Genomic DNA, 26,634 nt, shown 5'->3' with positions numbered 1-26,634 from the left:
GCGCCCCACTCACCGGACGGTTCGCTGGGGCCACGGCTGGCCGGCCGTGTCGGTGGCCCGGTCGGCGACGAGGGTGCGCAGCAGGGCCAGCAACTCGGTGCGGTTGGCACAGTTCAGCCGGTTGCGCATCCGCGCCACGTGGTGTTCGACGGTCTTCGCCGAGATGAAGAGCCGGTCGCCGATCTCCCGGTAGGTCAGTCCGGCCAGCACGAGTTCGGCGACCTCGTACTCGCGGTCGCTGAGCCCCTGCTGGGTGGGGCCGGCGACCCGTGTCGGGCTGGCGCCGTTCGCCGGTGCCGGGCCGCCGGACGGCCGTCCCTGAAGTGCGCGGGCACATTCGAGCAGGGTGGTCATCGCCCGCCGGTCCGCGGTGCGGATGGCGGCCTGACCGGCGAGGCGTGCGCCGTCCCAGCACAGCCCGGTGTCGTGCAGCCCTCGGGCGGCGGCCTCCACCCGGATCGGGTCGACGTCGCCGCGCAGCACCTCCACCCAGCTCTGTGCGGCGGCGGCGACCACGGCGGCGTACCGGCTGTGGTCGGCGGCGGCGAGCAGCCCGGCGACGTGTTCGTCGGCGGTCGCCGGTTCGGCGGTCAGGATCGCGGCGTGCAGGCCACTCCAGCGCAGTGGGACACTCCACAGTGGTGGGTCACCGAGCCGGCTCAGCAACGCGCGTCCCTGGATCAGGTACGGCTCCAGCCGGGCCAGGTCGCCGAGCCGCGCGCCGGCGATGGCCAGCTCACCGAGCGGCAGCAGGGTGAACAGGTCGACGGGGTGCCGGACCACCGCCTCCAGCGCCTGCCCCCAGCCCTGCTTGAGCGCACCGAGGTCGCTGTTGCGTCGGCTGACGCCCATCCGGATCGCGGCGGCGAAGAGCAGGTCGCGGGACTCCAGTTGACGCCCGTCGAGCGTGACGGTGGCGAGGCGTTCGGTAGCGGCGTGCGTGTCGCCCCGGACCATCAGGATCCAGGCCTGCAACAGCCGGTGGCGGCGTGCCATCAGCGCGCCACCGACACCGGCGGCCAGGGCCCGGTGCAACACCCGCTCGGCGATCTCCAGCTCACCGCAGTGCACGGCGGTCAACGCGGCGAGCGCGGCCGGGCTGTCCGGCAGGAGCGCCGCGCGCCCGTCCGGTTCCAGCAACGCGGCGGCCTGGACGAGGGCGGAGAGCGCGGCGGTCGGCGGGCCGGACACGCTGTCGCGGACGCCGGTGGCCATCAGTCGGGCGGCGCTGGCGTGCATCGTCGGGGGCTCGCCGGTGGGGTCACCCGGCGGTGGCTCGGCCGTGACGCCCAGGTCGCCGGTGGCGATCCCGCCGACGGTGGCGAAGGCCGTCGCCGATGCGGTGCCCGCCCACCGGTACAGCTCCACGCTGCGCCCGACGTGACCACGGTGCGCCAGCGCGGTTGCGGCCACCACCGCCGCCTCGCGGCGGTCGGGTGGGGCGGCAGTGGCCAGCAGCCGGTCGGCCAGGCGGAGGGCGTCGTCGAGGTTGCCGGCGAGCGCGGCGGCGAGCGCCTGCTCGGCGCCGGCTGGCCGGCCAGCCGCCGTGGCGGCCGCGAACAGGTCGGCGGCGAAGGCCGGCTCGTCGGCCAGCGCCTCGTTGGCCGCGGCGGTCAGGGTGGTGACCGGACAGTCGCCGAGCGCGCCCACCGCGAGCAGGGACCGGACCAGCGGCAGCACCGCACCACCCCGGGCGAGTTGCAGCTCGGTGAGCCGCCGCCAGACCGCGGTTCGCTCGGTGGTAGGGCTGAGCGTCGTGACGGCCCGCCGCACGATCGGCGTCAGCCGGCCGTCGGCGCCGAGCAGCCCGGCCGCCCTGGTGGTGGCGACCAGGTCGTCCACCGCCGCCGGTTCCCGGTCGACAAGCGCGCCGAGCATGCTCACCGGTAGTGTCCCGCCCGCCGCGACGGCGAGCAGCAGGTGTCGTACGGCCGTGGGCTGGACGTCCAGGTCCGGTCCGAACTCCGCGACCACGGACCGGGGTGGGTTGACCACCGCACCGGTCCGGGTTTCCGCGCCCGCCAGGCCACGGGCCAGCCGTTCGACGTCCCGGGGTACGCCGCCGGTCTGGGTGTGGACGAAGTCGACGAGGTCGTCACGGCTGCCCAGCTCCGGTGTGCCGGCGAGGTAGGCGGCGGTCTGCTCTCGGGTGAACGGAGTGAGGAGCATGGCCTGCCCGTCGCGGCGCAACGCGTCGACCAGTTCGCTGAGCGCCGCGGACCGAGGCCACGGGCGGTGGGCGACCACCAGTCGGTGTCGGCGGGTGGCGAGCAGGCGCAGCAGCACCTCGACGCGTGCGTCGTCGAGCAGGTGCGCGTCGTCGACAAGCACCACCGTGTCGGGGTCGACCGCCTCGCCCGGCTGGGGGGCGATGGTGCGGACGGCGGTCCCGGACCGTTGGTGGACTCGTGCCAGTTCCGTCAGCAGCGCGGTCTTTCCGTGACCGCCCGGGCCGGCGATGCCGACACTGAGCGGCCCGGCCGGCTCCCGCCCGACAGTGTCCAGCAGGGCCTGCGGCCCTCGATCCAGGGTCAACCCGGATGCGGCGATGTCGTTCATGATCATTGGGGTCATCCTTCGCGTCCCCGGCTGCGGGCCAAGGCCAGGCGGGACGGTTTCGGCAGGTCCAGTGGGAGGACCCGGACCGGGGGCCGCGGTGGCGGATCGCCCGGAACGGTGGTGTCGTGGTGAGGGCGGCGGGGCGCCGGGAGGGTGGCCCGACCGTTGCCGCTGACCGGGGCTGTGTCGCGGACCGGTGGGTTTCGGCGGGCGCGCGGCGACACCACCTGGCAGGCGGCCATCGCCGCTCCGGTGGCGGCGGTCAACTGGGAGTCCGGCTCGACCTCGACGGGGACCGGGAGGGCCGCGCTGATCAGCTCGGTGACGAGCGGGACGCGGGTCGAACCGCCCGCCAGCAGGACACCGTCGAGGTGCTCCGGCGTCAGGTCGGCGCTGCGCACAGCCCGCAGGAGAAGGTCGACGGTGACCTGCACCGTCGGGCGGATCATCTGCTCGAACTGGGCTCGGGTCACCGGTATCCGGGCCGGGCCGTTCGGTAGGGCCAGCACCACGTCGGCCGTCAGGTCGACGGTCAGCACCCGCTTGACCCGGTCGCACTCCGCGCGCAGCCCGCGCAACGCCGCCTGGGTGCCGCGGCGTGCGCTGGCGGCCAACTCCCGGGCCAGCGCGGTACGGGTGTGCTCGGCCAACGCCTCGTCGAAGTCGGCCCCGCCCAGCGAGTCGAGCCCTTGCGGGGTGCCGAACGTCTCGTAGGTGCCGCGCGGGGTGCGCCGCACCAACGCCGCCTCGAAGCTGTTGCCGCCCAACGCGTAGACGACGGCCGTGCTGCCGGCGAACCCCCGTGCCGCGTGGCTCTCGGCCACCGTGACCGTGCGGGGCAGCAAGGTCACGTTGCGCAGGCCGAAGCCGGACAGGGCCCGGTGCAGCACCTCCCGCCGGTACGGTCGCCACCCCGCCGGGTGGCTGAGGACGATCGCCTCGGCCGGGCCGCCCTCGACGGCGTGGACGCGCTCCACCACCCAGGCCGCCAGCTCCGCGGTGAGGGTCTGCGGCGCGCAGGCCTCGCCGCCGAGCAGCAGGGGAACGTCGTCGCCGATGCGGTGGACGAAGTCGCGCGTGGTGCGGCTGCCGTCGTCGGTGGCGGGCTCGCCGACGTGCAGCGAGCCGTCCTCCGACAGGGACAGCACCGACGGTACGACTGTGGAGTCGGCGTGCAGCGGGACGGCCTCGGGACGGGTCCAGGTGGTGCCGTGCAGCCGTGCGACGGCGGCGGCGGTGTTGGTGCTTCCGATGTCTATCCCCAGGACGTACGGCATCGCTTTTCTCCCCCCGTGAGGTGGCCGCCGGTGGCGATGGCGTCGGTCCTGCCGACGACCCACCCCCGGCGAAACCCGCGGGCTCCTACGTTCGTACCAGAGATCAGACCCTGGTCGGGACCCTAATCTCGCCGGGACGGTTTCCCCCTGTCCCCCTAACGTACGAGGTGGCGGAGTCCCTAGTTCAACCGGCCCGGATGCGGGCTCAGCCCCGATGCCCGGGGGCGGGCCCGGCAATAACGTCACTGTCGACGTACGACACGTCGCCGACGCCAGATCCGAGGAGAACCAGCACATGGACTCGCACCAGACCCTCCACGACTTCGTGCTCGACCTGCTGACGAACCCCGACGCGCGGTCGGCGTTCGACCTCGACCCCGAGGGTGCGCTGCGCGGAGCGGGGCTCACCGACATCACCGCGGCGGACGTGCAGGACGTGGTGCCGCTGGTGGTCGACTACGCGCCGGGTCAGGGGCTCGGGCCGATCGCCCCGGCCGTCGGGCAGCTCGGGCTGGACCCGCTGGTCACCGACACCACCGACGTGGTGGGCCAGTTGCAGAGCGTGGCGCAGCAGATCAGCGTCACCAGTTCGCCCACCGGCGTGGACGTCAAGGCCGGCGTGCTCGGCGCCATCGCTGTCGACCCGTCGACCGCCGCCGCCGGGATCACCGTCCTGCCGGGAGTCGGCCTGGGCCTCGGGCCGAACGGGCTCGACACCGACCTCGCCGGTGTCGGCGACGTGGCGTACACCCTCGACGCCGACGTCGTGCAGCCGGTGGACGCGATCGCGGACCCGGTCCTCGGCGACGTCACCGGCACCGTCGGCGACCCGAGCGGTCTGCTCGGTGTCACCGACTCGAACCTGATCGGCGGCGACCTGACCGGTGGTGTCCTGCCCGGCACCCACGGTCAGCTCGGCGGGGTCGTGAACTCCCTCGGTGTCAACGACACCCTGAGTGGGCTCGGCCTCGGGCACGGCGACGGTGTCGTCGGCGGTGTGGTCCCACCGCTCGACGTGCCGTCGGCGGTGGGCGGCGTGACGCACCAGGTGGACAGCCTCCTCCCCGGTGTCACCGGCACTGTCGGTGACGTGACGGGTGGGGTCACCGACGGTGTGCTCGGCGGCGACTCGCACGCCTCGTCCGATCACGGGCTGCTGGGTATCACCGGCGGTCTGCTCTGACCCGGATCTCCGGTCGGAGCGGGGGACCGGATCGCCTCGGGCGGTCCGGTCCTTCCCGGTTCCCCACCCGGCCCCTCTTGATAATTGAGCCGAAATCCGCACACTTGGTGCGGTGATGGCCGGGATCTGGTTGGACGTACTGGACGAGATCGCCCGCACGTGCAGTGCACACGGTCGTGCTGACCTGCTCCAGACGGTGCGGCAGAAGCGTGCCCAACTGCTGGATCCGACGCTGCGCGTCCTCGTCATCGGCGAACCGAACCAGGGCAAGAGTCAGCTGATCAACGCGATCATCAACGCCCCGGCCTGCCCGGTCGGCGACGGTCGCACGACACTGCTGCCCACCGTCGTGCGGCACGCGGAGGCCCCGTCCGCGGTGGTGGCGCAGGCTCCGCCGCCGGCCTCGGGCCGTCCCGCCGGCACTGCCGAGGCGGTGACCATCGAGCGAACGCCGGTCGCGCTCGATCAGGTCGCCGCGGGCGTGGCCGGAATGGTCGGCCGGCGTCCGGGCGGCGGCCCGGCGTACGTCGAGATCGGGGTGCCACGCGCCCTGCTCGGCGCCGGGATGGTGCTGGTGGACACTCCCGGCACCGACGAGGTCACCGGTGTCGGCGGCGCCGTCCCGGTCGCTGCTCCGGCCCGCGCGGACGTCGTGCTGCTGGTCTCCGACTCCACCCGGGAGCTGTCGGTCGCCGAACTGAACATGGTGCTGCACGTCATGCGGTCACACCCGAACGTGGTCGTCGTGCAGAGCAAGACCGATCTGGTGGCCGACTGGCGTACGGTCGCCGAACGCAACCGGCAACACCTGGTGGAGGCCGGCGTCCCGGCGACGCTGATCCCGGTCTCGGCGACCCTGCGACTGCGCGCCGCCGCGGCCGACGACCGTGGCCTCAACGCCGAGTCGGGTTTTCCCGAGCTGATCGCCCGACTGCAACGCGACCTGGCCGGCAAGGCCAACCACCTGGCCCGCGCATCGGTGCAGACGGTTGCCCGGGCGGTCGTGGAGCAGTTGGCAGCTCCGCTGCGCGCCGAACTGGAGACCCAGGAGACCGAGGAGCAGTCCGGGCCGATCTCCCGGTTGCACGCGGCGCAACGCGAGGTCGACGAGCTGCGGCGGTGTTCCACCCGCTGGCAGAACACACTCAACGACGAGATCGGCGACCTGCTCTCCGACATCGAGTACGACCTTCGTGACCGGACGCGGGAGATCCTGCGTACTGTCGACGAGGCGTTCGACACCGCCGACCCTCTGGTGGCCTGGGAGACCTTCCAGGACTGGCTGGAGAGGAGCCTGGTCGACGCGGCCGAGGCGAACCGTGAGTGGCTGATCCAGCGTTGCGACTGGATCGCCCGCCGGGTGGCCGCCAACTTCAACAGGTACGGCTACGACGTGCTGCCGGCCTGGTCGATGTCCATGCCGGACGACATCGGTGAGCGGATGCCGGAGTTGCAACGTCCGACGATCGACAGGTTCACCACCGGCCAGAAGTTGTTCACCGGCATGAAGGGCTCGTACGGCGGCATGCTGATGTTCGGTCTGGCGACCACTCTGGCCGGCATGCCGATGATCAACCCGGTCTCGGTCGGCATCGGTGCGCTCTTCGGTGGCAAGAGCATCCGCGACGAGAGCAAGCAGTTGCTCCGCCGCCGGCAGGCGACCGTCAAGACCACCATCCAGCGCCACGTCGACGACGTCTTCGTCCGGATCAGCCGGGACTGCCGGGACGCTGTCCGCCAGGTGCAGCGGATGCTGCGCGACCACTTCACGGCGCTGACCGAGGAGTTGCAGGAGGCGATCGTCCAGTCGTTCCGCAGCGCGAAGCAGGAGGCCGACACCGACGCTTCCCTTCGTGAGCAGCGACAACGCGAGATCCGGCTGAAGATGACCCGACTGGCCGCGCTCTACGAGCAGGCGCAGCAGTTGACCGGCGTGCGGTCCGCCCCGCTGCTGCTGGAACCGCAGACATGACGGTGGGGCTGCGCCTGGACGAGGCGGCGTGGGGCCTGCTGCACCAGGCCATCGAGCTCTACCAGGACAACCCACGGGTCGTGGCGCAGTTGCGCAACCAGGTGGCCCGGTTGGAGCAACCTCTGCGGATCGCGGTCGTGGGCCCGTGGCGATCCGGCAAGTCGACAGTGGTCAACGCGTTGATGGGTGAGGAGGTCGCGCCTGTCGAGCGGGCCGACGGCGTCTTCACCTGGTACGAGGACGGCCCCGTGCCGCGTGCCACCGCGTACCCGTCGGGTCAGCCTCCGCAGGAGTTGGTGGTGGTGAAGTCGGCGACCGGCCTGCGGGTGGATCTCGGCTGGGACACCGGTGACCTCCGCGACATCGTCGTGCAGTGGCCGACGCGGGCGCTGCGGCAGATCACGCTCATCGACACCCCGGCGGTCAACGGTGACGTCGAGCAGGGCCTGACGTCCCTGTTGGAGCGGGTGTTGCGGGACTCGGACGCGGTGTTGTACCTGACCCGCGACGGGCGTGACAGTGATCTGCGGGTGCTGGAGGCGGCCCGGGACGGCGCCGTCGGGCAGGCCGCCCCGGTTAACGTGATCATGGTGTTGTCCAGGGCGGACGAGACCGGGGGAGGTCGGATCGACGGCCTGCTCACCGCCCGCCAACTCGCCCGGCGGCACTACCGTGATCCACGGGTGGCCGCGCTCAGTGTGAACGTGGTGGCGTGCAGTGGGATGCTCGGCCTGGCGGGCAGGATGCTCGGCGAGTCGGACTTCGCGGCGCTCGCGGCCCTCGCCCGCGTGCCCCGGGCGGAGCTGGATGCCCACCTGATCTCGGCCGATCGCTTTCTCCGGGGCGAGTTGCCGGTTCGGCTGGACACCGAGGTGCGCGCCGCACTGCTCGACCGGTTCGGGATCTTCGGTGTCCGGCTGGCGGCCACCCTGGTCCGAAGCGGCTTCGACAGTCGGGTGAAGCTCTCCGCCGAGTTGATCCGGCGCAGCGGTCTGACCGAGCTGCGTGAGTCGGTGACCCGCTGCTTCATCGACCGCCGGGACGCGTTGAAGGCCCGGTCCGCGTTGGCCGCGGTGGAGGCGGTGCTGCGGGCCGAACCCACGCGGGGTTCGGACGAGGTGGTCGGCGCGGTCGAGCAGATCCTCGCGGGTGCGCACGAGTTCCGGGAGTTGCGCCTGCTGGTGGCGTTGCGCAACACCCGGCTCGGGTTCGACGCGGAGTTGGCCGACGAGGCGCAGCGGCTGGTCGGGGGCAACGGGGTGGGCCTCGCCGCCCGACTCGGTGTCGAGCACGAGGCGACCGCGCAGCGGCTCTGGGAGGTCGCCGCCGAGGCGCAGTGGCGGTGGCGGGACCGGGCCGAGGACCCGCTGCTTCCGCTGGCGCAGCGGCGCGGTGCGCAGGTCGTCGTCCGCAGCTGCGAGGGAATGATCGCCGAGCTGGTCGCGGGCGGTCGCTGAGCGGGGACGGGGTTCGGGGGCGGCCGTCACGGCCGCCCCCGTCTGCTCAGCGCGGTTGGTACGTCTGGCAGTCGGCGATGTCCTGGCCCGGGCCGACCCGGATGGACGGCGCGTGGCACTCCAACTCGGCGTTGTGCTGGCAGTCGCTGCGCTTGCAGGCCCCGACCTGGGCGATGACGCGGTCCAGTCCGCCCTTCGCCGAGGTGTCGATGAACGTGGCGCAGTTGGCGTTCTGCTGCCCGATGGTGATGGCGAAGGCGTGGCAGCCATCGTGGTTGTAGCCGCAGTCGGTGACTGTGCACTCGTGTACCCGCGGCATCTCCAGCATGTCGGTCATCGGCGTTCTCGCTTCCGTCGGTGGTGCGGGTCATCGCAGTACCCGGCCCCGACGGGACAATTCGCGCTTTCTCGGGATATTTTGGATAGGGCAGCCTTGCCTAACCCCTGAGCGTGCGCGAGCGACAGCAGGGCCGGGACCCGATCGTCCCGGTGCCCTCCACGCGCGGATCCCGGCCCGAAAACCGTTATTCGATCTTGTGTTGCACAGTCGCGCCTGACCTGCGGAGATAACGCTCTCACGGATGGTGGGAGAGTGCTTGACGCGCCCGTCATCGGGACGCAACGATGCATTCACATGTCTCGTCCCACCACCGCCTGGCGTGATCGGCGCACGCCGTCCCCGCACCGCGAAAGGACCCCACTGTGCGCAGATCCCTGAGATCGTGGCTCGGCCTCGCGCTGAGCACGATCCTCGTGGCGGGCGGAATCGTCGCCGCGCCACCCACGGCCAGCGCCGCACCGTTCACCGTCCTGGTCTTCAGCAAGACCGCCGGATTCCGGCACGGATCCATCACCCCCGGCATCGCCGCCATCCAGCAACTCGGCGCGGCCAACGGGTTCACCGTCGAGGCCACCGAGGACGCCACCCAGTTCACCGACGCCAACCTGGACCGGTTCGCCGCGGTGATCTGGCTGTCCACCACCGGCGACGTGCTCAACGCCGCCCAGCAGGCCGCGTTCGAGCGCTACATCACCGGCGGCGGCGGGTACGTCGGCGTGCACTCCGCCTCCGACACCGAGTACGACTGGCCGTGGTACGGCGGGCTGGTCGGGGCGTACTTCGCCTCGCACCCGGCCGAGCAGACCGTCACCGTCAAGGTCGCCGACCAGGTGCACCCGTCCACCGCGGGGCTGCCGCAGCGCTGGAGCCGGTTCGACGAGCTGTACAACTACCGGACCAACCCCCGGGGCAACGTGCACGTGCTGGCCACGCTGGACGAGACCACATACACCGGCGGCAGCATGGGGGCGGACCACCCGATCTCCTGGTGCCAGAACTACTCCGGCGGCCGAGCCTGGTACACCGGCCTGGGCCACACCGACGCGTCGTACAGCGAGGCGAGCTTCCGCCAGCATCTGCTCGGCGGCATCAGGACCGCGGCGGGGGAGGTCGACGCCGACTGCGGTGGCACCGTCGACAGCAGCTTCCAACAGGTGGAGCTGGCCAAGGGCGCGGCCGAGACCGGTGAGCCGATGAGCCTCACCGTCCTGCCCGACCGGGGCGTGCTGCACACCTCCCGCAACGGCGTGATCCGGCACACCGACGCCAACGGCAACACCAAGATCGCCGCCACCCTGCCGGTCTACACCGGCGACGAGGAGGGCCTGCAGGGCATCAAGGCCGACCCCAACTTCGCCACCAACCGCTGGGTGTACGCCTACTTCGCCCCACCACTCAGCACCCCCGGCGGTGGGGCGCCCGCCGAGGGCACCCCGGCCCAGTTCGCCGTCTGGGACGGCGTCAATCGGCTGGCCCGGTTCACCGTCAACGCGGACAACACCATCAACCTGGCCAGCGAGACACTGATCCTCAACGTGCCGACCAGCCGGGGCATGTGCTGCCACGTCGGCGGTGACATGGACTTCGACGCCGCCGGCAACCTCTACCTGTCCACCGGCGACGACACCAACCCGTTCGACTCGGCCGGCTTCACCCCGATCGACGAGCGCGCCGGACGCAACCCGGCGTTCGACGCGCAGCGCACCTCGGCGAACAGCAACGACCTGCGCGGCAAGGTGCTCCGGATCAAGCCGAGCGCGGCCGGCGGGTACACCATCCCGACCGGCAACATGTTCGCCCCGGGCACCGCGCGGACCCGTCCGGAGATCTACGCGATGGGCTTCCGCAACCCGTTCCGGATGAGCGTGGACAAGGCCACCGGCATCGTCTACCTCGGCGACTACGGTCCGGACGCGGGCACCGCCGACCCGAACCGGGGCCCGGCGGGCAACGTCGAGTTCGCCCGCATCGACCGTCCCGGCTTCTACGGCTGGCCCTACTGCACCGCCCGCAACGACGCGTACAACGACTACACCTTCCCGTCCGGACCGTCCGGGGCGAAGTTCAACTGCGCCGGTGGGCCGGTGAACAACTCGCCCAACAACACCGGCATCACCCAGCTCCCGCCGGCCATTCCGGCCTGGTTGCCGTACGGCGGCTCCGGTTCGCCGCCGGAGTTCACCGGCGGCGGCCTGTCGCCGATGGGTGGCCCGGTCTACCGGTACGACCGCACCAGCACCTCGCCCGTGGCGTTCCCCGAGTACTACGACGGGACCTACTTCGCCGGGGAGTTCGGCCGCCGCTGGATCAAGAACATCAAGCTCGACTCGACCGGCCAACCACTGAAGATCAACCCGTTCCCGTGGACCGGCACCCAGGTGATGGACATGGAGTTCGGGCCGGACGGTGCGCTCTACGTCCTCGACTACGGCACCGGCTGGTTCAACGGCGACGCGAACTCGGCGCTCTACCGCATCGAGTACGCCCGCGAGGGCCGGGCGCCCATCGCGAAGGTGTCCGCCACCCCGACCAGCGGCACCGCGCCACTGACCGTGGCCTTCTCCTCGGCCGGCACCCTCGACCCGGACGGGGACCCGTTCACCTACGCCTGGGACTTCGACAACAACGGCACCACCGACTCGACGGCGGCGAACCCCAGCTTCACGTACACCACCAACGGGACCCGCAGCCCGACGTTGACGGTCCGGGACACCACCGGAAAGACGGCGACCGCGAGCGTGGTGGTCACGGTCGGCAACAGCGCCCCGGTGGTCACCGTGAATACCCCGTTGAACGGGCAGACCTTCGCCTTCGGGGACGCCGTGCCGTTCTCCGTGACGGTCACGGACGCCCAGGACGGCGCGATCAACTGCGCCCGGGTGAAGGTGAACTACGTCCTCGGCCACGACTCGCACGGCCACCAGCTCGGCAGCGTGCAGGGCTGCACCGGGGTCATCCAGACCTCGAAGGACGGCGAGCACGACGCGGCGGCGAACATCTTCGGCATCATCGACGCCGAGTACACCGACCTGGGCGGCGGTGGCCAGCCGGCGCTGACCACGCACACCCAGGCTGTCCTGCAACCTCGGGTACGCCAGGCCGAGCACTTCGGTGACTCGTCCGGTGTGCAGATCGTGGCGGGTGCGGCCGGGAACGGTGGCGCGGCGGTCGGCTACATCGACAACAACGACTGGATCTCGTTCCGCCCGTACAACCTGACCGGCGTCCAGTCGTTCAGCGCCCGGGTCGGCGCGCCGGCCGGCGGCGGTGGCACGTTGGAGCTGCGGGTGGACTCGCCCACCGGCCCGCTGGTCGGCTCGGCCACCGTCACACCCACCGGCGGGTACGCCACCTTCGCCACCGTCACCGGAGGGATCACCGCCGTCACCGGCACCCGGACCCTGTTCCTGGTCTTCAAGGGCACCGGCCCGTACTTCGACATCGACGAGTTCACCCTCTCCACCAGCCCCGGTGGACCGGGGCCGGACCCGGACCCGGATCCCGAGCCGGGCGCGAACCTGGCCCGGGGCAAGCCGGCGCGAGCCTCCAGCGTCGAGGGCGCGTACGGCGCGGCCAACGCGTTCGACGGCGTCACCGGCACCCGGTGGAGCAGCGCGTTCAGTGATCCGCAGTGGATCGACGTGGACCTCGGTGCCACCTACGCGATCAACCGGGTCAAGCTGACCTGGGAGGCGGCGTACGGCAGCGGCTACCAGATCCAGACCTCAGCGGACGGCGTCACCTTCACCACGATCCGCACGGTGACCGGCGGCGACGGCGGAGTGGACGACCTGACCGGGCTCACCGGCTCCGGCCGGTACGTCCGACTCCTCGGCACCACCCGGGGCACCGCCTGGGGCTACTCGCTGTTCGAGTTCGAGGTGTACGGCGGCACCGGCGGCCCGACCGGCAACCTGCTCCTGAACAAACCGACGACGACGTCCAGCAACGAGGGAGCCGACGTGACCGGCGCCCAGGCGGTCGACGGCAGCCTCACCACCCGCTGGTCGAGCACCTTCTCCGACCCGCAGTGGATCCGCGTCGACCTCGGCAGCCCGACCGCGATCGGTCGGGTCAAGCTGAGCTGGGAGGCGGCGTACAGCAGCGCGTACCAGATCCAGACCTCGAACGACGGCACCACCTGGACCACAGTGAAGTCGGTGACCGGCGGCGACGGCGGGGTGGACGAACACACGGCGCTCAACGCCAACGGTCGCTACCTGCGGATCAACGGCACCGCCCGGGGCACCGGCTACGGCCACTCGCTCTGGGAGGTGGAGGCCTACACCAGCTGAACCACCACCGGTGACGTGGCCGGCACGGGTTTTCGTGCCGGCCACGTCCGTCCCTCACCTGCTGGGCGGTGGCGCGGGTTCCGGGTGGCCGTGCTGTTCGATGTGGCGCGCCCACTGCCGGGTCAGCGCCGCTCCGGCGGCGCGGCCCGTCACCTGCCGCCGATACGGCCGGTCGCCGCGCTGGTCATCCATCGCGACCGGAGACGAACCGAGCGGGTAGGCGACGACCGGCCAACGCCCGGAGACCGCTCGATACGGCCAGACGACCACGGTGGCCAGCAGCGCGGCGAGCCAGGTGACCAGGTAGCCGAGGCTGATCAGGAGGAGAACGGGGAGAACGAGCAGCTCGAAGGGCCCGCCGTCCCCGCCGGCGAGCCATGCGCCTTGAGGAAAGCGGGGGCGCCAGGCGAGACGGCGTCGACCGACCCGCCAGGCGCGGAAGTTGCCAGACCCGTCCCGCCACACCGCCACCATGACGACATGGTGGCCCACTGCGACAACACCAGCAGTACGGGCTGTGGCGACGCTAGTCGTCGGCGACGGACACCGGCTCCGAGCCGATGCAGCGCACCTTCAACTCGTACTCCCGGGTCGGCCCCTGGAACGTGACCTCGACGTCGTCGTCCGGGCCCCGGTCGACGTCGCGGACCCGGTAGCCCTGCGCGGGCGCCCAGGACACGAGGCGTACGCCGCTGGCGCCGCACTCGGCCACGGCCGTGCCACCGTCGGTGGCGAACCCCCGGCGGACCCCGGAGCTGGCGCTCGGCGCGGCGCTCGTGCCGCCCGGTGCTGCGCTCGTGCCAGGCGCGGTAGGAGCAGCGTCCGTCGTGCCGTTGGGCGTCGGCTCCGGTGCGGCGAGCGCCCGCTCGATCTCGGCCTCGCTGCGCACCCCGCCCGGGGTGCCGGTGATGCTCTCGCCCACCAACCGGATCGCGCCCACCCCGATCAGGGTTGCCGCGGCGGCGGTGGCCACCCAACCGGTGGCGACGAGGATCGAACGACGGCCCATGCTCCGACTATCCCCGATCAATCGTTGTCGTCGGCACATGCGGAGGCTAAGGCACGGTTAACGTGCGTTTCGCCGGCAGCGGGAGCGGTTAGCCTGCCACCTGTGGCCCGCCTGCTGCTCATCGAGGACGACCTGACCATCCGTACCCCGCTGATCCGTGCCCTCCGGGAACGCGGTCACGCGGTGGCCGCGGCCTCGACCGCGATGGCCGGGCTCCGCGACGCGCTGGAGGACCGGCCCGACCTCGTCGTGCTCGACCTGGGCCTACCCGACCTGGACGGGCGTGAACTGCTGCGGATGCTGCGCGCGGTCAGCTCGGTACCGGTGATCGTGGCCACCGCGCGCGACGACGAAACCGAGATCGTGCGGGTGCTCGACGCCGGCGCCGACGACTACGTGGTCAAGCCGTTCACCGCGGCGCAGCTCGATGCCCGCGCTCGTGCGGTGCTGCGCCGGGGCCCCTCCGGCGCCGACGCGCAGGAAGCGGCGCTCGTCGTCGGTGGGCTTCGCGTCGACCCCCGGGCCCGGCAGGTCACCCTGGACGGGGTGACCGTCGAGCTGACCCCCCGCGAGTTCGACCTGCTGCACCACCTGGCCGGCCGACCCGGCCAGGTGGTCACCAAACGTGAACTGCTCACCGAGGTCTGGCAGATCCCGTACGGCGGCGCGGACAAGACCGTCGACGTGCACCTGTCCTGGTTGCGTCGCAAGTTGGGGGAGAACGCGCAGCAGCCTCGCTATCTGCACACGGTGCGCGGAGTCGGGGTCCGTCTCGAAGCGCCGGCGGCGCAGCCGTGAGGGCACGTCTCGCGCTGCTGGTCGCCGCGGTCAGCGTGCTCACCCTCGTCGCGTTCCTGGTGCCGCTGGCGTTGCTGGTCCGTACCGTCGCGGAGGACCGGGCCACCGTCCGGGCCACCGCCGACGCGCAGAGCCTGGTGCCGGTCGTCGGCACCGCCGACGCGACGACCATCCGGCTCACAGTGGAGCAGCTCGCGGCGGAGTCCGGACGGCCGGTGAGCGTCTTCCTGCCGGACGGGACGGTACTCGGCGCGCAGACCCCCCGTACCCCGGCGGTGGCGCTGGCCGCGCGCGGGCAGAGCCTCACCGGGGAGTCGGCGGACGGCCGTGAGGTGGTGATCGCCGTGCAGGGTCGGACGGACGGCACCGGCGTGATCCGGATCGCGGTGCCACGGCACGAGCTGACCGCCGGGGTCACCAGGGCGTGGCTGGTACTGGCGCTGCTCGGCGTCATCCTCGTGCTGATCGGGTTGCTGGTCGCCGACCGGTTGGCGCGCACCCTGGTCCGCCCGATCAGCGACCTCTCCGCCGTCTCCCACCGGCTGGCCAACGCCGAGTTGGACGCCCGGGTCACCCCCGCCGGCCCGCCCGAGCTGCGCGAGGTGGCTGGCGCGCTCAACCATCTCGCCACCCGCATCCAGGTGCTGCTGGTCCAGGAACGCGAACAGGTCGCCGACCTGTCACACCAGTTGCGTACGCCGCTGACGGCGTTGCGGCTGGAGGCGGAGTCGTTGCGCGATCCGGACGACGCAGCCCGGATAACGGCGGCGGCCGACGGTCTCGAACGCGCGGTGACCGGGCTGATCCGACAGGCCCGGTGGCGGCACTCACCGGCGGCCCAGCCGGCCGTGGCGGACGCGGCGGCGATCGTCGCCGACCGGGTCGCGTTCTGGTCGGTGCTGGCCGAGGACACCGGTCGGGCCGTCACCCTCGACCTGGCGTCCGGCCCGCTCCCGGTCGGTGTGGCCGCCGACCATCTGACGGCGGCAGTGGACGCGCTGCTCGGCAACGTCTTCGCGCACACTCCCGACGGCACGCCGTTCGCCGTCCGGCTCGCCGGCGACGCCGGGGAGGTGGTCCTCACCGTCGCCGACGAGGGCCCGGGCATGCCGGCGGGCGCGGTCCGGCGGGGCGCGAGCGCGGCCGGTTCGACGGGCCTCGGCCTGGACATCGCCCGCCGCGCCGCGCAGGCCGCCGGCGGTCGCCTGGACCTGCGTGCCGGTCCGGCCGGCGGGGCTCAGGTGCTGCTGCGGCTCGGGCCTCCGGCGTCGTTGCCGGAGGCATAGCCGCTGCGTTGCCGGGTAGCTGCCAGTCATGGCGCGGTATACGAAACCCGAGCTCAGAGAGCAGATCAAGGAAGAAGTCAAGGCTTCCGACAAGGGCGGCAGGCCGGGGCAGTGGTCGGCCCGCAAGTCGCAACTGGTCACGCAGGAGTACAAGAGACGCGGCGGGGGGTTCCTGGGCCCAAAGGACGACCGGCAGAAGGCTCTGCAGCGCTGGGGCAACGAGAAGTGGCAGACGAAGGAGGGCGACACCCGAGCCCGCCAGGGCGGCACGACGAGCCGTTATCTGCCCAAGAAGGCCTGGGACGAGATGTCGGAGAGCCAGAAGCGCGCTACCGACACCAAGAAGCGCGAAGCGTCCCGGACCGGTAAGCAGTACGTGGCCAACACCGGGCCGGCCAAACGGGCGCGGCGAGACGCCACCACTGCCGGCCGGATGACGGAGATGTCGGTCACCGAGGCGGTCAAGCTGGTCCGCGGCCTGGACACACGCCAGCTCAAGACCGCCCTGCGTAACGAACGGGCCAGCAAGGACCGCAAGACGCTCGTCCAGCGGCTCGAAGCGGAACTCAACCGGCGCGGCTAGCCGGGTTACCTGTGGACCGGCCACTCCCGTGCCGCAGATGCTGCTTCCGTGCCGCAAAGGCTGCGCCGTGTGGTCGAGGCCGGTCGCGCGCCGTCGAGGTCAGGGCGCCTGCCCCGCGGCTCCGAAGCCCGTCGAGGTGATCCGGTCGTCATCCCGGCGGCGCAGGATCCGCATCTCCGTGGTGGCCCCGGTGCCGGTCAACGGCACTACCGCCACCGGCGGGGGCACCACGGCGGAGATGCTCGCCGGCGCGATCGTGACCCCGAGGCCGGCCGCGACCAGGTGCGCCAGAGTGTTCCAACTGCTGGCGAGCTGGACGACGCGAGGTGTGTAGCCGGCGTCCAGGCACGGTCGGAGGTTGCGCTGGTAGGCCCGTTCGCCGGCCACCCGGGGGAAGAAGACGAACAGGTCGTCCCGCAGCAGCGCGGCGTCGATGGTGGGGTCTCCCGCGCGCGGGTGGTCGGCCGGCAGGACGGCCACGAAGGTCTCGGTGGCAAACGTGGTGCCGACCAGTTCGTCGTGGTCGTCCGGATCCCGGACCACGCCGACATCGATCTCGCCGGTCAACAGCCGGTCGATGATCTGCGCCGTGAACGCCTCGTGCAGACGTAGGTGGACGGCCGGATGACGCTCCCGGAACCGACGGATCGGCCCGGCCAGCCCGAGCTGAATCGCCGAGCTGACGAAGCCGATGTCGAAGCGTCCCTGCTCCCCGCGCCCGATGCGGCCCGCCTCGTGCACGTCGTCGGCGACGGCGGCCAGCACCCGCCGACATCGGACCAGGTACGCCTCACCCGCCGGCGTCAGCGCCACCGACCGGGAGGTACGGGCGAACAGCGGCGTACCGATCATCGCCTCGAGCTGGCGGATCTGCTGCGACAGCGGCGGCTGGGCCATCCGCAGCCGCGCCGCGGCCCGACCGAAGTGCAGCTCCTCGGCGACGGCGACGAAGTACCGCAGATGGCGCAGCTCAGGATCCATACGCCAAGGATACGAATCGCTCGAAACAAGATATTGGACGTTCGGTTGGTGGGGGCCAGAGAATCGAACCATGAATCCGAGCACGCTGACCGTGACGTCCATGACGACCGCCGAGGAGGCCACGGCCTTCCGGACGCTGAACGAAGAATGGATCTCCCATTTCTTCGCCGCCCTTGAGGAGTCCGACCACAAGACGCTCGACGACCCGTTCACGTCCATCGTCGACACGGGTGGCGACGTGCTGATCGTGCGCGACGGCCGGGAGATCGTCGGCTGTGCTGCGGTAGTCCGCAGCTCGGCGGCGGTCTTCGAGTTGTCGAAGATGGCGGTCACCCCTGCGGCCCGCGGCCGCGGCATCGGCCGCCAGCTCATCCAGGCGGCGATCGCGCGCGCCCGCCAGCTCGGCGCGACCACCCTGTTCCTGGGCAGCAACACCAAGCTTGCGAACGCCGTGCACCTCTACGAAAATGTCGGTTTCCAGCACGTCAGCCCGGAACAGATCCCCCTGCCGCCGTACGAGCGCGCCGACGTTTTCATGCGGATGACGCTCTGACTCGTCGCTGCCGCGCGAAGCTCTGCGAGTTCAGCTCGGGCGGACGTCCTCGGTTGCCCGGCTCGGCACCACCCGGCTTAACCCGGCCTTAGCGTTCGGACAGCGCGGTGCTATCCCGATCCGACCGATCCTCGGAGTCGACAACCGAGGAAAGGTGGACACCACGATGAAGCGCACCAATCTGCTGCTGGCATCGGTCGGCGGGTCGGCGGTGCTGGCGGTGGCCGGGGTCGCGCTCGGCGTCAACGCCGCGAACGACTCGCGCACCGGCGGCACCGCGCTCGCCGCGGCGACCGTCGGGCCGCCGACCGTCACAGTCGCGCCGGAGACCACCGGTTCGCCGTCGGCCGGCACGCCGTCCGGTACGCCGTCGACCGGCAGCGCGCCGGCGGGCAGCGCGGTCGACGAGAAGCGCGCCGGTGAGATCGCGCTCGCCAAGGCAGGCGGCGGTCAGATCGTCGAGGTCGAGGCCGAACAGGAGAACGGCCGACCGGTGTGGAGCGTCGAGATCGTCGCAGGCGACACCGAGCACGAGGTGGACGTCGACCGGGACAACGGTTCGGTGGTCAAGGCCGAGCAGGAGCCGGTCGACGACGATGACGACGACGCCGACGACGACAAGGACGACGACGCCGACGACAAGGACGACGACGACTGACCTGGTCATCATCGATCCCCGACCTGAGCAGGGGCCGCTCCTGGTACGGATCCCCGCCTGTCGTCTGAAGCCGTCGCCCGCCCTGGGGCTCACCCAGGGCGGGCGACTGGTCTGTGTGCCGCCCGCCCTGGCTCAGACGGCGACGCGTTGCTCCTGGACGGCCGGTTGGTCCTGGGCGAACTGGGTGCGGTACAGCTCCTGGTAACGGCCACCGGCGGCGAGCAGGTCGCTGTGCCGCCCTCGTTCGACGATCTGCCCGTCCTCGACGACGAGGATCTGATCTGCCGCCCGGATGGTGGAGAGCCGGTGCGCGATGACCACGCTCGTCCGGCCGGTCAGGGCTTCGGCGAGAGCGTCCTGGACCGCCGCCTCCGAGGTGGAGTCGAGATGCGCGGTCGCCTCGTCGAGGATGACCACGCGCGGGCGGGCCAGCAGCAGCCGCGCGATGGTGAGCCGCTGCCGCTCACCGCCCGACAATCGGTAACCGCGTTCGCCGACGACGGTGTCGAGCCCGTCCGGGAGCGAGCGGATCAGTTCGTCGAGCCGGGCCCGCCGCAGCACGTCCCACATGTCGTCCTCGGTCGCGTCCGGGCGAGCGAACACCAGGTTGGCGCGGATGCTCTCGTGGAAGAGGTGCCCGTCCTGGGTCACCACACCCAACGCCGAACGGATCGACTCGGCCGACAGGTCGCGCACGTCGACGTCGGCGAGCTTCACCGCACCGTCCTCGACGTCGTACAGGCGTGGCACGAGCTGCGCGATGGTCGACTTGCCCGCCCCGGAGGAACCGACGAGCGCGACCATCTGCCCCGCCTCGGCGCGGAACGACACACCGTGCAGCACTTCCTCGCCGCCGCGCGTGTCGAGCTTCGCCACGTCCTCCAGGGACGCCAGCGACACCTTGTCGGCCGACGGGTAGCCGAACCGTACGCCCTCGAACTCCACAGCGACCGGTCCCTCGGGGATGGGCCGGGCGTCGGCCTTGTCGAGGATCAGCGGCTTGAGGTCCAGGACCTCGAACACCCGCTCGAAGCTCACCAGAGCGCTCATCACCTCGACGCGGGCGCTGGCCAGCGACGTCAACGGCGCGTACAGGCGCGACAGGAGCAGTGCGAGAGCGACCACGGTCCCGGCATCGAGGCTGCCCCGTAGGGCGTAGATGCCGCCCAACCCGTACACCAGGGCCAGCGCCAGCGAGCCGACAACGGTGAGCGCGGTGATGAAGACCCACTGGAGCATCGCGGTACGCACGCCGATGTCGCGCACCCGTCGGGCCCGTGCCGCGAACTCGGCGGACTCCTCGGTCGGCCGCCCGTACAGCTTGACCAGCGTGGCGCCGGGCGCGGAGAAGCGTTCCGTCATGCGGGTGCTCATGGCCGCGTTGTGCTCCGCGGCCTCCCGCTGCAACCGGGCGAGCTTCGACCCCATGCGTCGGGCGGGAAGCACGAAGATGGGCAGCAGCACGAGCGCCAGCACCGTGATCTGCCACGAGAAGGTGAGCATCACGGCCAACGTGAGGACCAGCGTGACGGTGTTGCCGACCACGCTCGACAACGTGTCGCTGAAGGCCCGCTGCGCACCGATCACGTCGTTGTTCAACCGACTGACCAGCGCACCCGTGCGGGTCCGGGTGAAGAACGCGACGGGCATGCGTTGGACGTGGTCGAAGACCGCCGTCCGGAGCTGCACGATCAGCCCCTCACCGATGCTCGCGGACAGGAACCGCGTCACCAGACCCAGGCCGGCCTCGGCGAGCGCGATCAGGGCGATCAGCACCGCCAGCCGGATCACGAGGCTGCTGTCGGCGCCGTCCACGATCGCGTCGACCACCCGGCCGGCGAGAATCGGCGCCGCAACAGTGAGGACAGCCGTCACCACGCTCAACAGCAGGAACCTGACGATCAGCGGACGGTGTGGCCGCGCGAACTGCGCGATGCGCTTCAATGTGGCACGGGACAGTGGACGCTCATCCTGTGCGTTCATCGCGTGGTGCAGGGACGTCCACGCGGCAAATTCCATGCTCATGCATTACCTCCGATATTGGAGGCTAGGACCTCACCCGAGCTTGAGGTCAAGTCATTTCGACGGGCGGGGATGCGCTCCGACCTCCGACCCGACCGATGCGCGCAGGCAAACGGCCTCACCCGAGCCGCCATACTGTCGGTCGTGGACGTGCGCGGCGACGACGGATGCCGCCTGTGGGTCGAACAGGCCGGCGCAGGGTCGCCGCTGGTGTTCTGTCACGGCGGCCCAGGCCTGTGGGACTACCTCGGCCCGGTCGCCCGGCTGCTCGACGAGAACGCTCGTATCATCCGCTGGGACCAGCGCGGCTGCGGACGCTCGCAGCGGCGCGGACCGTACCGTCTCGACCGCTTCGTCGCCGACCTCGACGCGGTACGAGACCAGGTGGCCGGACCGCGAACGGCTCTCCTGGGTCAATCCTGGGGTGCACACCTCGCGTTGCGGTACGCCATCGAACATCCCGAGCGAGTCAGCCATCTGATCTACGTCTCCGGGACCGGCATCGGCCCCGATAACGGCTGGCACCCGCACTACAAGCGGAACCTGAGGCTGCGGCTCGGGCCTCAGCTGGACCGGTGGAAGGCCCTCAGCGCCCACGCCCGTACGCCTGCGGAGGAACGTGAGCAGGCGGTCCTCCAGTGGTCGGCCGACTTCGCCGAGCAGCGCACGGCACTCGACCACGCGGAGAGGATGGCCACGCCATGGATGGGCACCAACCGCGAGTGCAACCAGGCCCTCAACAGGGAAGTCAAGCAGGAGCTCCGCAATTCCGACATGGTCCGGCAGTGTCGGGCGCTGGAACTGCCCGTGCTGATCATCTGCGGCACCGAGGACATTCGCCCCCGCTGGGCCGTCGACTCGTTGCACCACGCGTTGGTGAACAGCCGACGAGTGAGCCTCGCCGGAGCGGGCCACCACCCGTGGGTCGAGAAACCGGACGACTTCCGTCGAGCGGTGACTGACTTCCTGAAGCAATAGGCCTGTTCATGAGGGCGGCCGACCAAGTCTTAAATCCGCGACAGCGCTGGTCCGGACGGACGGTCTGTCGACCCGGGAGGCTGCCAGTCGTCGTGCGCCCTCCTACGTTCGTCGGTGGTAGTGGTTGCGGCGGGGGAGCTGGTCGGGGTCGAGCCAGGCCGGTGGCACGAACTCCGGTTTGCCGTCGTCGCCGAGGCGGATTGTCCACTTGCTGTGGTGGATGTGTCGGTGGTGGTGGCCGCAGAGCAGGACGGAGTTGGTGAGGTTGGTGGGGCCGCCGTCGGCCCAGTGGTGGATGTGGTGGGCGGCGCACCAGCGGGGTGGGCGGTCGCAGCCGGGGAACGCGCATCCGCCGTCGCGCAGCACGAGGGCTCGTCGCATTGGGCCGGTGAGGAGTCGGCGTTGTCGACCGACGTCGAGGACCTGGCCGGCGCCGCCGAGGACGGCGGGCAGGATGGCAGCGTCGCAGGCGAGCCGGCGCACCGTGTCAGGGGTGAGGTGGAGGCCGATGTCGAGGGCACCGGAGCCCAGTTGCTGGGTCAGGGCGTCGTAGCTGGTGGTGACGACGATCTGGGCGGGGTCGCCGCCGTTGTCGGGAAGGTCTCCGGTGCGCAGCGCGAGTCGGCAGATGTCGGTGAGGGCGTCGTGGCGGCGTTGCCCGGACGATCGTGTGTCGTCTGGGCCGGTGGGTGCGGTGAGTGGGTCGATGGCGGCGCGCAGCAGGCCGGCGGTCTCGGCGTCGAGGATGCCGGTGAGTCGCAGGCGACCGTCGGTTTGCGTGGAGAGGGTGAGGTGTCGGTCGCGGGTGGCGCGGGCGTCGTCGGCGGCGAGGGCGGCTGCTGCGGCGGCGTCGGCGAGGTCGGGGGCGACGTGGTCGAGGATGCGGGTGCCCATGCGACGCAGCATGGTGGGGTCGAACTGCCCCGCCCACCCGACGAGGACGCCGACCGCCTTGTCGGCCACCTCGATGCCCGCCGAGGCCGTCACCATGGCGGCCGTGTCGGCGATGACCCGCGCCTGCTCCAAAGTGACGGCGCCGTCGGCCAGCGCGTGCCGGATGGCGGGGTTGCCGGTGTCCAGGGTGGTGGCGAGGTCGACCAGGCGGCGGGCGGCGGGAACGGTCATGCGCAGGCGTTCGCGTAGCCACACGGCGGTGGTGGAGGCGCCGTGGGCGCGGGCGGTGCCGCGGCCGTCGATCTCGCGGACCAGGGTCAGGGTGACGGCGGCGAGGCGTTGCTGAAGGCGGTGCGCGGCGTCGAGCGCGGCGATCAGGTCGTGCTCCGGCAGGGACCAGGCGGCGGCGTCGACGCAGGCAGCGACCGCGTCGTCTGCCTGCGCCAACTCCTCGACCATGACCAGAGACTAGAACACATGTACGACAAACTTCAGTCATCAAGATCGATCGCCGCCAGGCGGGGGAGCAGAGTTCCCTGGGGTGTTGTTCAGGCGATGACGTGGTCGACGGAATCGCGGGTGCGGTGATCGACAGAGTGGGGTGGGTGCGCCGTCATTGCCACTCGGCCGGGGGTGACGGTCACAGGCCAGCGTGCATGGTCAGGCTCTGCCGCAGGTGGAGTTTCGGCCGGGACCCGACGACCGAGCCGACCACCTCGCCCCCACGGAACACCAGCAGCGTCGGCAGGGACATGACCGCGTAGCGACGCGTGGCCTGCGGGTTGTCGTCGGAGTTGAGCTTGGCGATGACCATCCGGTCGCCGAACTCCTGTGCCAGCTCGACGAGACTCTTCTCGATCATCTTGCAGGGCGGGCACCACTCCGCCCAGAAGTCGACCACGACGGGCCGGTCGCTGGTCAGCACCAGCTCGGCGAACGTGTCGTCGGTGACGGTGATCAGGGAGCTGACGCTCGTTTCCTGGGGCATGTTTCCTCCCGGTGCGCGATGGCGTGGGTGAGCTGGGTGTGCAACTGCTGACGGACCGCTCCGAGCCGTTCGAGGTAGTCGTCGACCTCGGCGAGCTTGCGTCGCAGCACCAGCACGGAATCGGGACAGACGTCGCCGGACGCGTTGCCCGCCCGCAGGCAGGCGACGAACGGACGGACGTCGTCGAGGCCGAAGCCGACGTCGAGCAGCGCCCGGATCTCTTGGACGACCCGTAGCTCCGCCTCGTCGTAGACGCGGTACCCGTTCGCCGAACGCTGCGGGTGTACCAAGCCGTGGGCTTCGTAGTAACGCAGCGTCCGGGTGCTCGTGCCGGCCCGTTCCGCCAGCTCGCCGATCAGCATCAGACCTCCTCGACCAGCCTGCCGCGACCAGGCTAAACCTTGTCGTCAGCGTCAAGGCAAGGCTGCGCCCCCGCTCGGCCCGCCCGGCCAGCCCGGCCCCCAAACCAGCCCGGCCCCCAAGCCAGCCCGGCCGCCCCAAGCCAGCCCGGCCGCCCCAGCCCGGCCCGCCCCAAGCCAGCCCGGCCGCCCCAAGCCAGCCCGGCCGTTCCGGCCCGCCCAGCCCACGGACCGACCCCGGGCACGGACCGACCCCGGGCACGGCTCAGGGCGCCGGCTTGCCGGCGCCCTGAGCGTGTGAGTTCTAGCCGATGCGGAACTGGTCGCCGTAGACGGCGAAAGTCAACGGCGTGTTCAGGTTGAAGTTGCCGTTGTTGAGGAACACCCGCTGCGCCGTGTCGACCCGGGACGTGTCGGAGTGGGCCGCCTCCTTCTTCATCTCGATGACCCGCTCGTCGAGGAACGCGTTGAGCCAGGTCCGCTCGTCACCGCCCTGCGCCGGGGGCTTCGCCCGGGCGAGGGCGCGGTTGCGGATCTGACGCATGCCCTCGTACCCGTGCATGACTGCCGCGTCGTAGTAGGCGAACTGGCCGAGTGCCCGGACCTGGTCGTTCTTGCCGTCGCGTACCGACGGGTTGAAGTAGACGCGGTCCCGCTCGGCCTCCTGGGCGGCCCGGAAGACCGAGTCGTTGGCCGCCGTGCGCCAGTCGCGGGGGAAGTTCGGGTCGAGGCCCGAGTGCGAGGGGGTGCCGTTGACGGCGCGCAGCGCCGGCAGGTAGCCGGCCAGCACGTTGCCGGGCTTGCTGTTGGTGTACGCCTGCACCAGTTCGAGCATGTCGCCGGTGCCGGAGCAGAAGCCGATGATGCCGGCGGTGTAGCCGCGTCCGTCGCCGATGTCCTCGATGTAGGAGAACTGGGCACGCCAGTCGAGGGAGGAGTTTTCCGCCGCCGAGACGAGCTGCATGGCGACGTCCTTCTTCGTCGGGTCGTCGAGGTTGGTCCCGGCCGGGGTGGTGGGCGGAGGGGTGCTGCCGCCGCCGGGCAGGGTCCACTGCTGGTTGGAGGTGCCGCCGCAGGTCCAGATCTGCAACCGGGCACCGTTGGCGGTGCTCCGGTCGGTGACGTCGAGGCACTTGCCGGAGGCGGAGTTGACGAGCGCGCCGTTGCTGGCGGTCCACTTCTGCGCGCCGGTGCCGTTGCAGTCGTACAGCTGGATCTTGGCACCGTTGGCGGTCGACGCGGCGGTGACGTCGAGGCACTTGCCGAGTGCCCGGATCGAGGTGTCGGTGTTGCCCACGGTCCACGTCTGGGCCGCGCTGCCGTTGCAGTCGTAGAGCTGGACGGCCGTGCCGTTGGCCGGGTTCGCGCCGGCCACGTCGACGCACTTGCCGGCGAGGCCGGTGATCGGGCCGGCGGTGGCGGCGCTCGCCGACGGTATGCCGTAGCCGACGGCGGCGACGCCGATCAGCAGGGTGCCCGCGAGGTAGACGGCTGTTCTTCTGTGCACCATGGGGGTCCTTGGGGGAGGGGCGGCGCGCCGCCGGCCGGTCGATGGCCCGGCGCGGCGCATCGGCCCCCGGCGGACACCGCGAGCATCAGGAAACTTCATTAACAGATATCAGTACGTCGGTGTGCCGTCAATCGACGTCAGCCGTCCGTGACGAGGCATGTTCACCTCGTCGACGGCTACCCGAGAGCTCGATGCCCGGACCGCACAGTTAGATGTCGTCAGCAGTGCCGCGTCCCGAGCGAGCAGACCTGGGACGGCACCGAGACGCAAGGAGTGCTCCATGGCAGTCGACCCCCGCCGTACCCGGCCTCTCCGGGCCACGGCCGCCGCCGTGCTCGCCATGGCGGCGCTGTCGGCCTGCGGCGGCACCGACGGTGCCGACCCGGTCGGCGCGCCCGCCACGAGCAGCACCGCCGCGCCGACCGCTGTCGCGCCGACCGACGCGCCGCCGCCGCCGGCGCAGGGCAAGCTGCGCGGGTACGGCACGGTGCGGCAGCTCAGCGAGACCGCGGACCTGGTGGTACGCGGTGAGGTCGAGCCGGCCGGCTTCCGGGTCGACGAGGTGCTGCGCGCGGCGAACGGGGCGTCCGTGAACGCCGGGGCGCGCATCACGCTCGCCAGCCTGCCGGCAGGCGTGCCGGACCTGGCCCACATGTCCACGCTCGAAGCGGGCCAGGTCGCGGTGCTTTACCTCGCCAAGGACCCGGCCGCCCCGACGTTCCGCACGCTCAGCGGAGACTTCGGCGTGTTCGACGTGACCGGGGACGGCGACGACGCGGTCGCGGCGTCCCGCTCGCAGGCCATGGCCGTCAGCGGCCTGGTCACCGAGGACCCGGCCGCGTCGGGCCACGGTTTCCGCACCACCCTCGGCCAGCTGCGCGCCGTCGCCGCCCAGGTCAAGTAGCGACGATGGAACGCGGACGGCACCCGCC

At 71.4% G+C, this 26,634-nt stretch carries 22 protein-coding genes; 11 read left to right on the top strand and 11 right to left on the bottom strand.

Annotated elements, in window-relative coordinates:
• Positions 1 to 9: 9 nt before the first annotated feature.
• A complete protein-coding gene (locus O7631_RS25770; RefSeq protein WP_278146632.1) occupies positions 10 to 2,565 on the bottom strand; it encodes a LuxR C-terminal-related transcriptional regulator in 2,556 nt (851 codons plus the stop codon).
• A gap of 5 nt (positions 2,566 to 2,570) precedes the next feature.
• Positions 2,571 to 3,836 (bottom strand): Hsp70 family protein, encoded by a 1,266-nt coding sequence (locus O7631_RS25765; protein WP_278146631.1) that lies wholly within the window; start codon positions 3,834 to 3,836, stop codon positions 2,571 to 2,573.
• 295 nt (positions 3,837 to 4,131) lie between these two features.
• Here O7631_RS25765 and O7631_RS25760 point away from each other — a divergent pair, with 295 nt between their 5' ends.
• The 3 genes from O7631_RS25760 to O7631_RS25750 all read left to right on the top strand — a co-directional run bounded on the left by O7631_RS25760 (position 4,132) and on the right by O7631_RS25750 (position 8,448).
• Complete coding sequence (locus O7631_RS25760) at positions 4,132 to 5,019, top strand: IniB N-terminal domain-containing protein (RefSeq protein WP_278146630.1); 888 nt, start codon at positions 4,132 to 4,134, stop codon at positions 5,017 to 5,019.
• A gap of 115 nt (positions 5,020 to 5,134) precedes the next feature.
• Positions 5,135 to 6,991 (top strand): dynamin family protein, encoded by a 1,857-nt coding sequence (locus tag O7631_RS25755; protein WP_278146629.1) that lies wholly within the window; start codon positions 5,135 to 5,137, stop codon positions 6,989 to 6,991.
• Positions 6,988 to 8,448, top strand: coding sequence for a GTPase (locus tag O7631_RS25750; protein ID WP_278146628.1), 1,461 nt, complete (start codon positions 6,988 to 6,990; stop codon positions 8,446 to 8,448). Before O7631_RS25755 ends, O7631_RS25750 begins: the two co-directional genes overlap by 4 nt.
• A gap of 46 nt (positions 8,449 to 8,494) precedes the next feature.
• On the opposite strand, the gene O7631_RS25745 is transcribed toward O7631_RS25750, so the two are convergent.
• Entirely contained in the window at positions 8,495 to 8,785 is a 291-nt protein-coding gene (locus tag O7631_RS25745) for a DUF1540 domain-containing protein (RefSeq protein ID WP_088991595.1), read from the bottom strand.
• 365 nt (positions 8,786 to 9,150) lie between these two features.
• Here O7631_RS25745 and O7631_RS25740 point away from each other — a divergent pair, with 365 nt between their 5' ends.
• Positions 9,151 to 13,083 carry a ThuA domain-containing protein gene (locus O7631_RS25740; RefSeq protein ID WP_278146627.1) on the top strand — a complete coding sequence of 1,311 codons (3,933 nt, stop codon included), beginning with the start codon at positions 9,151 to 9,153 and terminating at the stop codon, positions 13,081 to 13,083.
• Between the two features lie 54 nt (positions 13,084 to 13,137).
• On the opposite strand, the gene O7631_RS25735 is transcribed toward O7631_RS25740, so the two are convergent.
• Both O7631_RS25735 and O7631_RS25730 read right to left on the bottom strand, forming a co-directional pair.
• The gene (locus O7631_RS25735; protein ID WP_278146626.1) at positions 13,138 to 13,557 is read right to left on the bottom strand and encodes a hypothetical protein; all 420 of its coding nucleotides are present in this window, start codon (positions 13,555 to 13,557) and stop codon (positions 13,138 to 13,140) included.
• A 52-nt stretch (positions 13,558 to 13,609) separates the two neighbouring features.
• Positions 13,610 to 14,092, bottom strand: a complete 483-nt coding sequence (locus O7631_RS25730; protein ID WP_278146625.1) for a septum formation initiator — start codon at positions 14,090 to 14,092, stop codon at positions 13,610 to 13,612.
• 102 nt (positions 14,093 to 14,194) lie between these two features.
• Here O7631_RS25730 and O7631_RS25725 point away from each other — a divergent pair, with 102 nt between their 5' ends.
• Genes O7631_RS25725 through O7631_RS25715 form a run of 3 tightly spaced genes read left to right on the top strand, consistent with a single transcriptional unit; the run spans position 14,195 to position 16,759 of the window.
• Positions 14,195 to 14,890 carry a response regulator transcription factor gene (locus O7631_RS25725; RefSeq protein ID WP_088989039.1) on the top strand — a complete coding sequence of 232 codons (696 nt, stop codon included), beginning with the start codon at positions 14,195 to 14,197 and terminating at the stop codon, positions 14,888 to 14,890.
• Positions 14,887 to 16,176: a HAMP domain-containing sensor histidine kinase gene (locus O7631_RS25720; RefSeq protein WP_278146624.1), complete on the top strand. Its 1,290-nt coding sequence runs from the start codon at positions 14,887 to 14,889 to the stop codon at positions 16,174 to 16,176. The genes O7631_RS25725 and O7631_RS25720 overlap by 4 nt, the downstream gene beginning before the upstream one ends.
• A 28-nt stretch (positions 16,177 to 16,204) precedes the next feature.
• Positions 16,205 to 16,759 carry a DUF5872 domain-containing protein gene (locus O7631_RS25715; protein ID WP_278146623.1) on the top strand — a complete coding sequence of 185 codons (555 nt, stop codon included), beginning with the start codon at positions 16,205 to 16,207 and terminating at the stop codon, positions 16,757 to 16,759.
• 99 nt (positions 16,760 to 16,858) lie between these two features.
• Here the strand turns inward: O7631_RS25715 and O7631_RS25710 are convergent, their stop codons facing one another.
• Positions 16,859 to 17,740 (bottom strand): LysR substrate-binding domain-containing protein, encoded by an 882-nt coding sequence (locus O7631_RS25710; RefSeq protein WP_278146622.1) that lies wholly within the window; start codon positions 17,738 to 17,740, stop codon positions 16,859 to 16,861.
• A 70-nt stretch (positions 17,741 to 17,810) separates the two neighbouring features.
• Between O7631_RS25710 and O7631_RS25705 the strand changes: the two genes are divergently transcribed.
• Positions 17,811 to 18,293, top strand: coding sequence for a GNAT family N-acetyltransferase (locus tag O7631_RS25705; RefSeq protein WP_278146621.1), 483 nt, complete (start codon positions 17,811 to 17,813; stop codon positions 18,291 to 18,293).
• Between the two features lie 166 nt (positions 18,294 to 18,459).
• On the top strand, positions 18,460 to 18,951 hold the full coding sequence (locus O7631_RS25700) for a PepSY domain-containing protein (RefSeq protein ID WP_278146620.1): 492 nt from the start codon (positions 18,460 to 18,462) through the stop codon (positions 18,949 to 18,951).
• A gap of 132 nt (positions 18,952 to 19,083) precedes the next feature.
• Here the strand turns inward: O7631_RS25700 and O7631_RS25695 are convergent, their stop codons facing one another.
• Positions 19,084 to 20,934 (bottom strand): ABC transporter ATP-binding protein, encoded by a 1,851-nt coding sequence (locus O7631_RS25695; RefSeq protein WP_278148023.1) that lies wholly within the window; start codon positions 20,932 to 20,934, stop codon positions 19,084 to 19,086.
• A 183-nt stretch (positions 20,935 to 21,117) separates the two neighbouring features.
• Here O7631_RS25695 and O7631_RS25690 point away from each other — a divergent pair, with 183 nt between their 5' ends.
• Positions 21,118 to 21,951 (top strand): alpha/beta hydrolase, encoded by an 834-nt coding sequence (locus tag O7631_RS25690; protein WP_278146618.1) that lies wholly within the window; start codon positions 21,118 to 21,120, stop codon positions 21,949 to 21,951.
• 102 nt (positions 21,952 to 22,053) lie between these two features.
• On the opposite strand, the gene O7631_RS25685 is transcribed toward O7631_RS25690, so the two are convergent.
• The 4 genes from O7631_RS25685 to O7631_RS25670 form a co-directional block, all read right to left on the bottom strand.
• Entirely contained in the window at positions 22,054 to 23,304 is a 1,251-nt protein-coding gene (locus O7631_RS25685; protein WP_278146617.1) for an HNH endonuclease signature motif containing protein, read from the bottom strand.
• A gap of 181 nt (positions 23,305 to 23,485) precedes the next feature.
• Positions 23,486 to 23,833, bottom strand: coding sequence for a thioredoxin (gene trxA / locus O7631_RS25680; RefSeq protein WP_145780461.1), 348 nt, complete (start codon positions 23,831 to 23,833; stop codon positions 23,486 to 23,488).
• Positions 23,803 to 24,195: a MerR family transcriptional regulator gene (locus O7631_RS25675; protein ID WP_278146615.1), complete on the bottom strand. Its 393-nt coding sequence runs from the start codon at positions 24,193 to 24,195 to the stop codon at positions 23,803 to 23,805. The genes trxA and O7631_RS25675 overlap by 31 nt, the downstream gene beginning before the upstream one ends.
• A 301-nt stretch (positions 24,196 to 24,496) precedes the next feature.
• Positions 24,497 to 25,699 carry a chitosanase gene (locus tag O7631_RS25670; RefSeq protein ID WP_278146614.1) on the bottom strand — a complete coding sequence of 401 codons (1,203 nt, stop codon included), beginning with the start codon at positions 25,697 to 25,699 and terminating at the stop codon, positions 24,497 to 24,499.
• A 283-nt stretch (positions 25,700 to 25,982) separates the two neighbouring features.
• Between O7631_RS25670 and O7631_RS25665 the strand changes: the two genes are divergently transcribed.
• Positions 25,983 to 26,606, top strand: coding sequence for a hypothetical protein (locus O7631_RS25665; RefSeq protein WP_278146613.1), 624 nt, complete (start codon positions 25,983 to 25,985; stop codon positions 26,604 to 26,606).
• The last annotated feature ends 28 nt before the right edge of the window (positions 26,607 to 26,634 follow it).

The sequence above is a fragment of the Micromonospora sp. WMMD967 genome (assembly GCF_029626165.1).
GTDB lineage: Bacteria > Actinomycetota > Actinomycetes > Mycobacteriales > Micromonosporaceae > Micromonospora > Micromonospora taraxaci.
The sequence above is the reverse complement of the archived record's forward strand: the minus strand, read 5'-3'. Positions and strand labels throughout refer to the sequence as shown.

Bases quoted from the DNA above. Each gene is read 5' to 3' on its own strand.
- O7631_RS25755 (WP_278146629.1), top strand. From the start codon at position 5,135: ATGGCCGGGATCTGGTTGGACGTACTGGACGAGATCGCCCGCACGTGC.
- O7631_RS25735 (WP_278146626.1), bottom strand. From the start codon at position 13,557: ATGGTGGCGGTGTGGCGGGACGGGTCTGGCAACTTCCGCGCCTGGCGG.
- O7631_RS25745 (WP_088991595.1), bottom strand. From the start codon at position 8,785: ATGACCGACATGCTGGAGATGCCGCGGGTACACGAGTGCACAGTCACC.
- O7631_RS25760 (WP_278146630.1), top strand. From the start codon at position 4,132: ATGGACTCGCACCAGACCCTCCACGACTTCGTGCTCGACCTGCTGACG.
- O7631_RS25750 (WP_278146628.1), top strand. From the start codon at position 6,988: ATGACGGTGGGGCTGCGCCTGGACGAGGCGGCGTGGGGCCTGCTGCAC.
- O7631_RS25770 (WP_278146632.1), bottom strand. From the start codon at position 2,565: ATGATCATGAACGACATCGCCGCATCCGGGTTGACCCTGGATCGAGGG.
- O7631_RS25730 (WP_278146625.1), bottom strand. From the start codon at position 14,092: ATGGGCCGTCGTTCGATCCTCGTCGCCACCGGTTGGGTGGCCACCGCC.
- O7631_RS25675 (WP_278146615.1), bottom strand. From the start codon at position 24,195: ATGCTGATCGGCGAGCTGGCGGAACGGGCCGGCACGAGCACCCGGACG.
- O7631_RS25705 (WP_278146621.1), top strand. From the start codon at position 17,811: ATGAATCCGAGCACGCTGACCGTGACGTCCATGACGACCGCCGAGGAG.
- O7631_RS25685 (WP_278146617.1), bottom strand. From the start codon at position 23,304: ATGGTCGAGGAGTTGGCGCAGGCAGACGACGCGGTCGCTGCCTGCGTC.
- O7631_RS25700 (WP_278146620.1), top strand. From the start codon at position 18,460: ATGAAGCGCACCAATCTGCTGCTGGCATCGGTCGGCGGGTCGGCGGTG.
- O7631_RS25710 (WP_278146622.1), bottom strand. From the start codon at position 17,740: ATGGATCCTGAGCTGCGCCATCTGCGGTACTTCGTCGCCGTCGCCGAG.
- O7631_RS25765 (WP_278146631.1), bottom strand. From the start codon at position 3,836: ATGCCGTACGTCCTGGGGATAGACATCGGAAGCACCAACACCGCCGCC.
- O7631_RS25695 (WP_278148023.1), bottom strand. From the start codon at position 20,934: ATGAACGCACAGGATGAGCGTCCACTGTCCCGTGCCACATTGAAGCGC.
- O7631_RS25715 (WP_278146623.1), top strand. From the start codon at position 16,205: ATGGCGCGGTATACGAAACCCGAGCTCAGAGAGCAGATCAAGGAAGAA.
- O7631_RS25665 (WP_278146613.1), top strand. From the start codon at position 25,983: ATGGCAGTCGACCCCCGCCGTACCCGGCCTCTCCGGGCCACGGCCGCC.
- trxA (WP_145780461.1), bottom strand. From the start codon at position 23,833: ATGCCCCAGGAAACGAGCGTCAGCTCCCTGATCACCGTCACCGACGAC.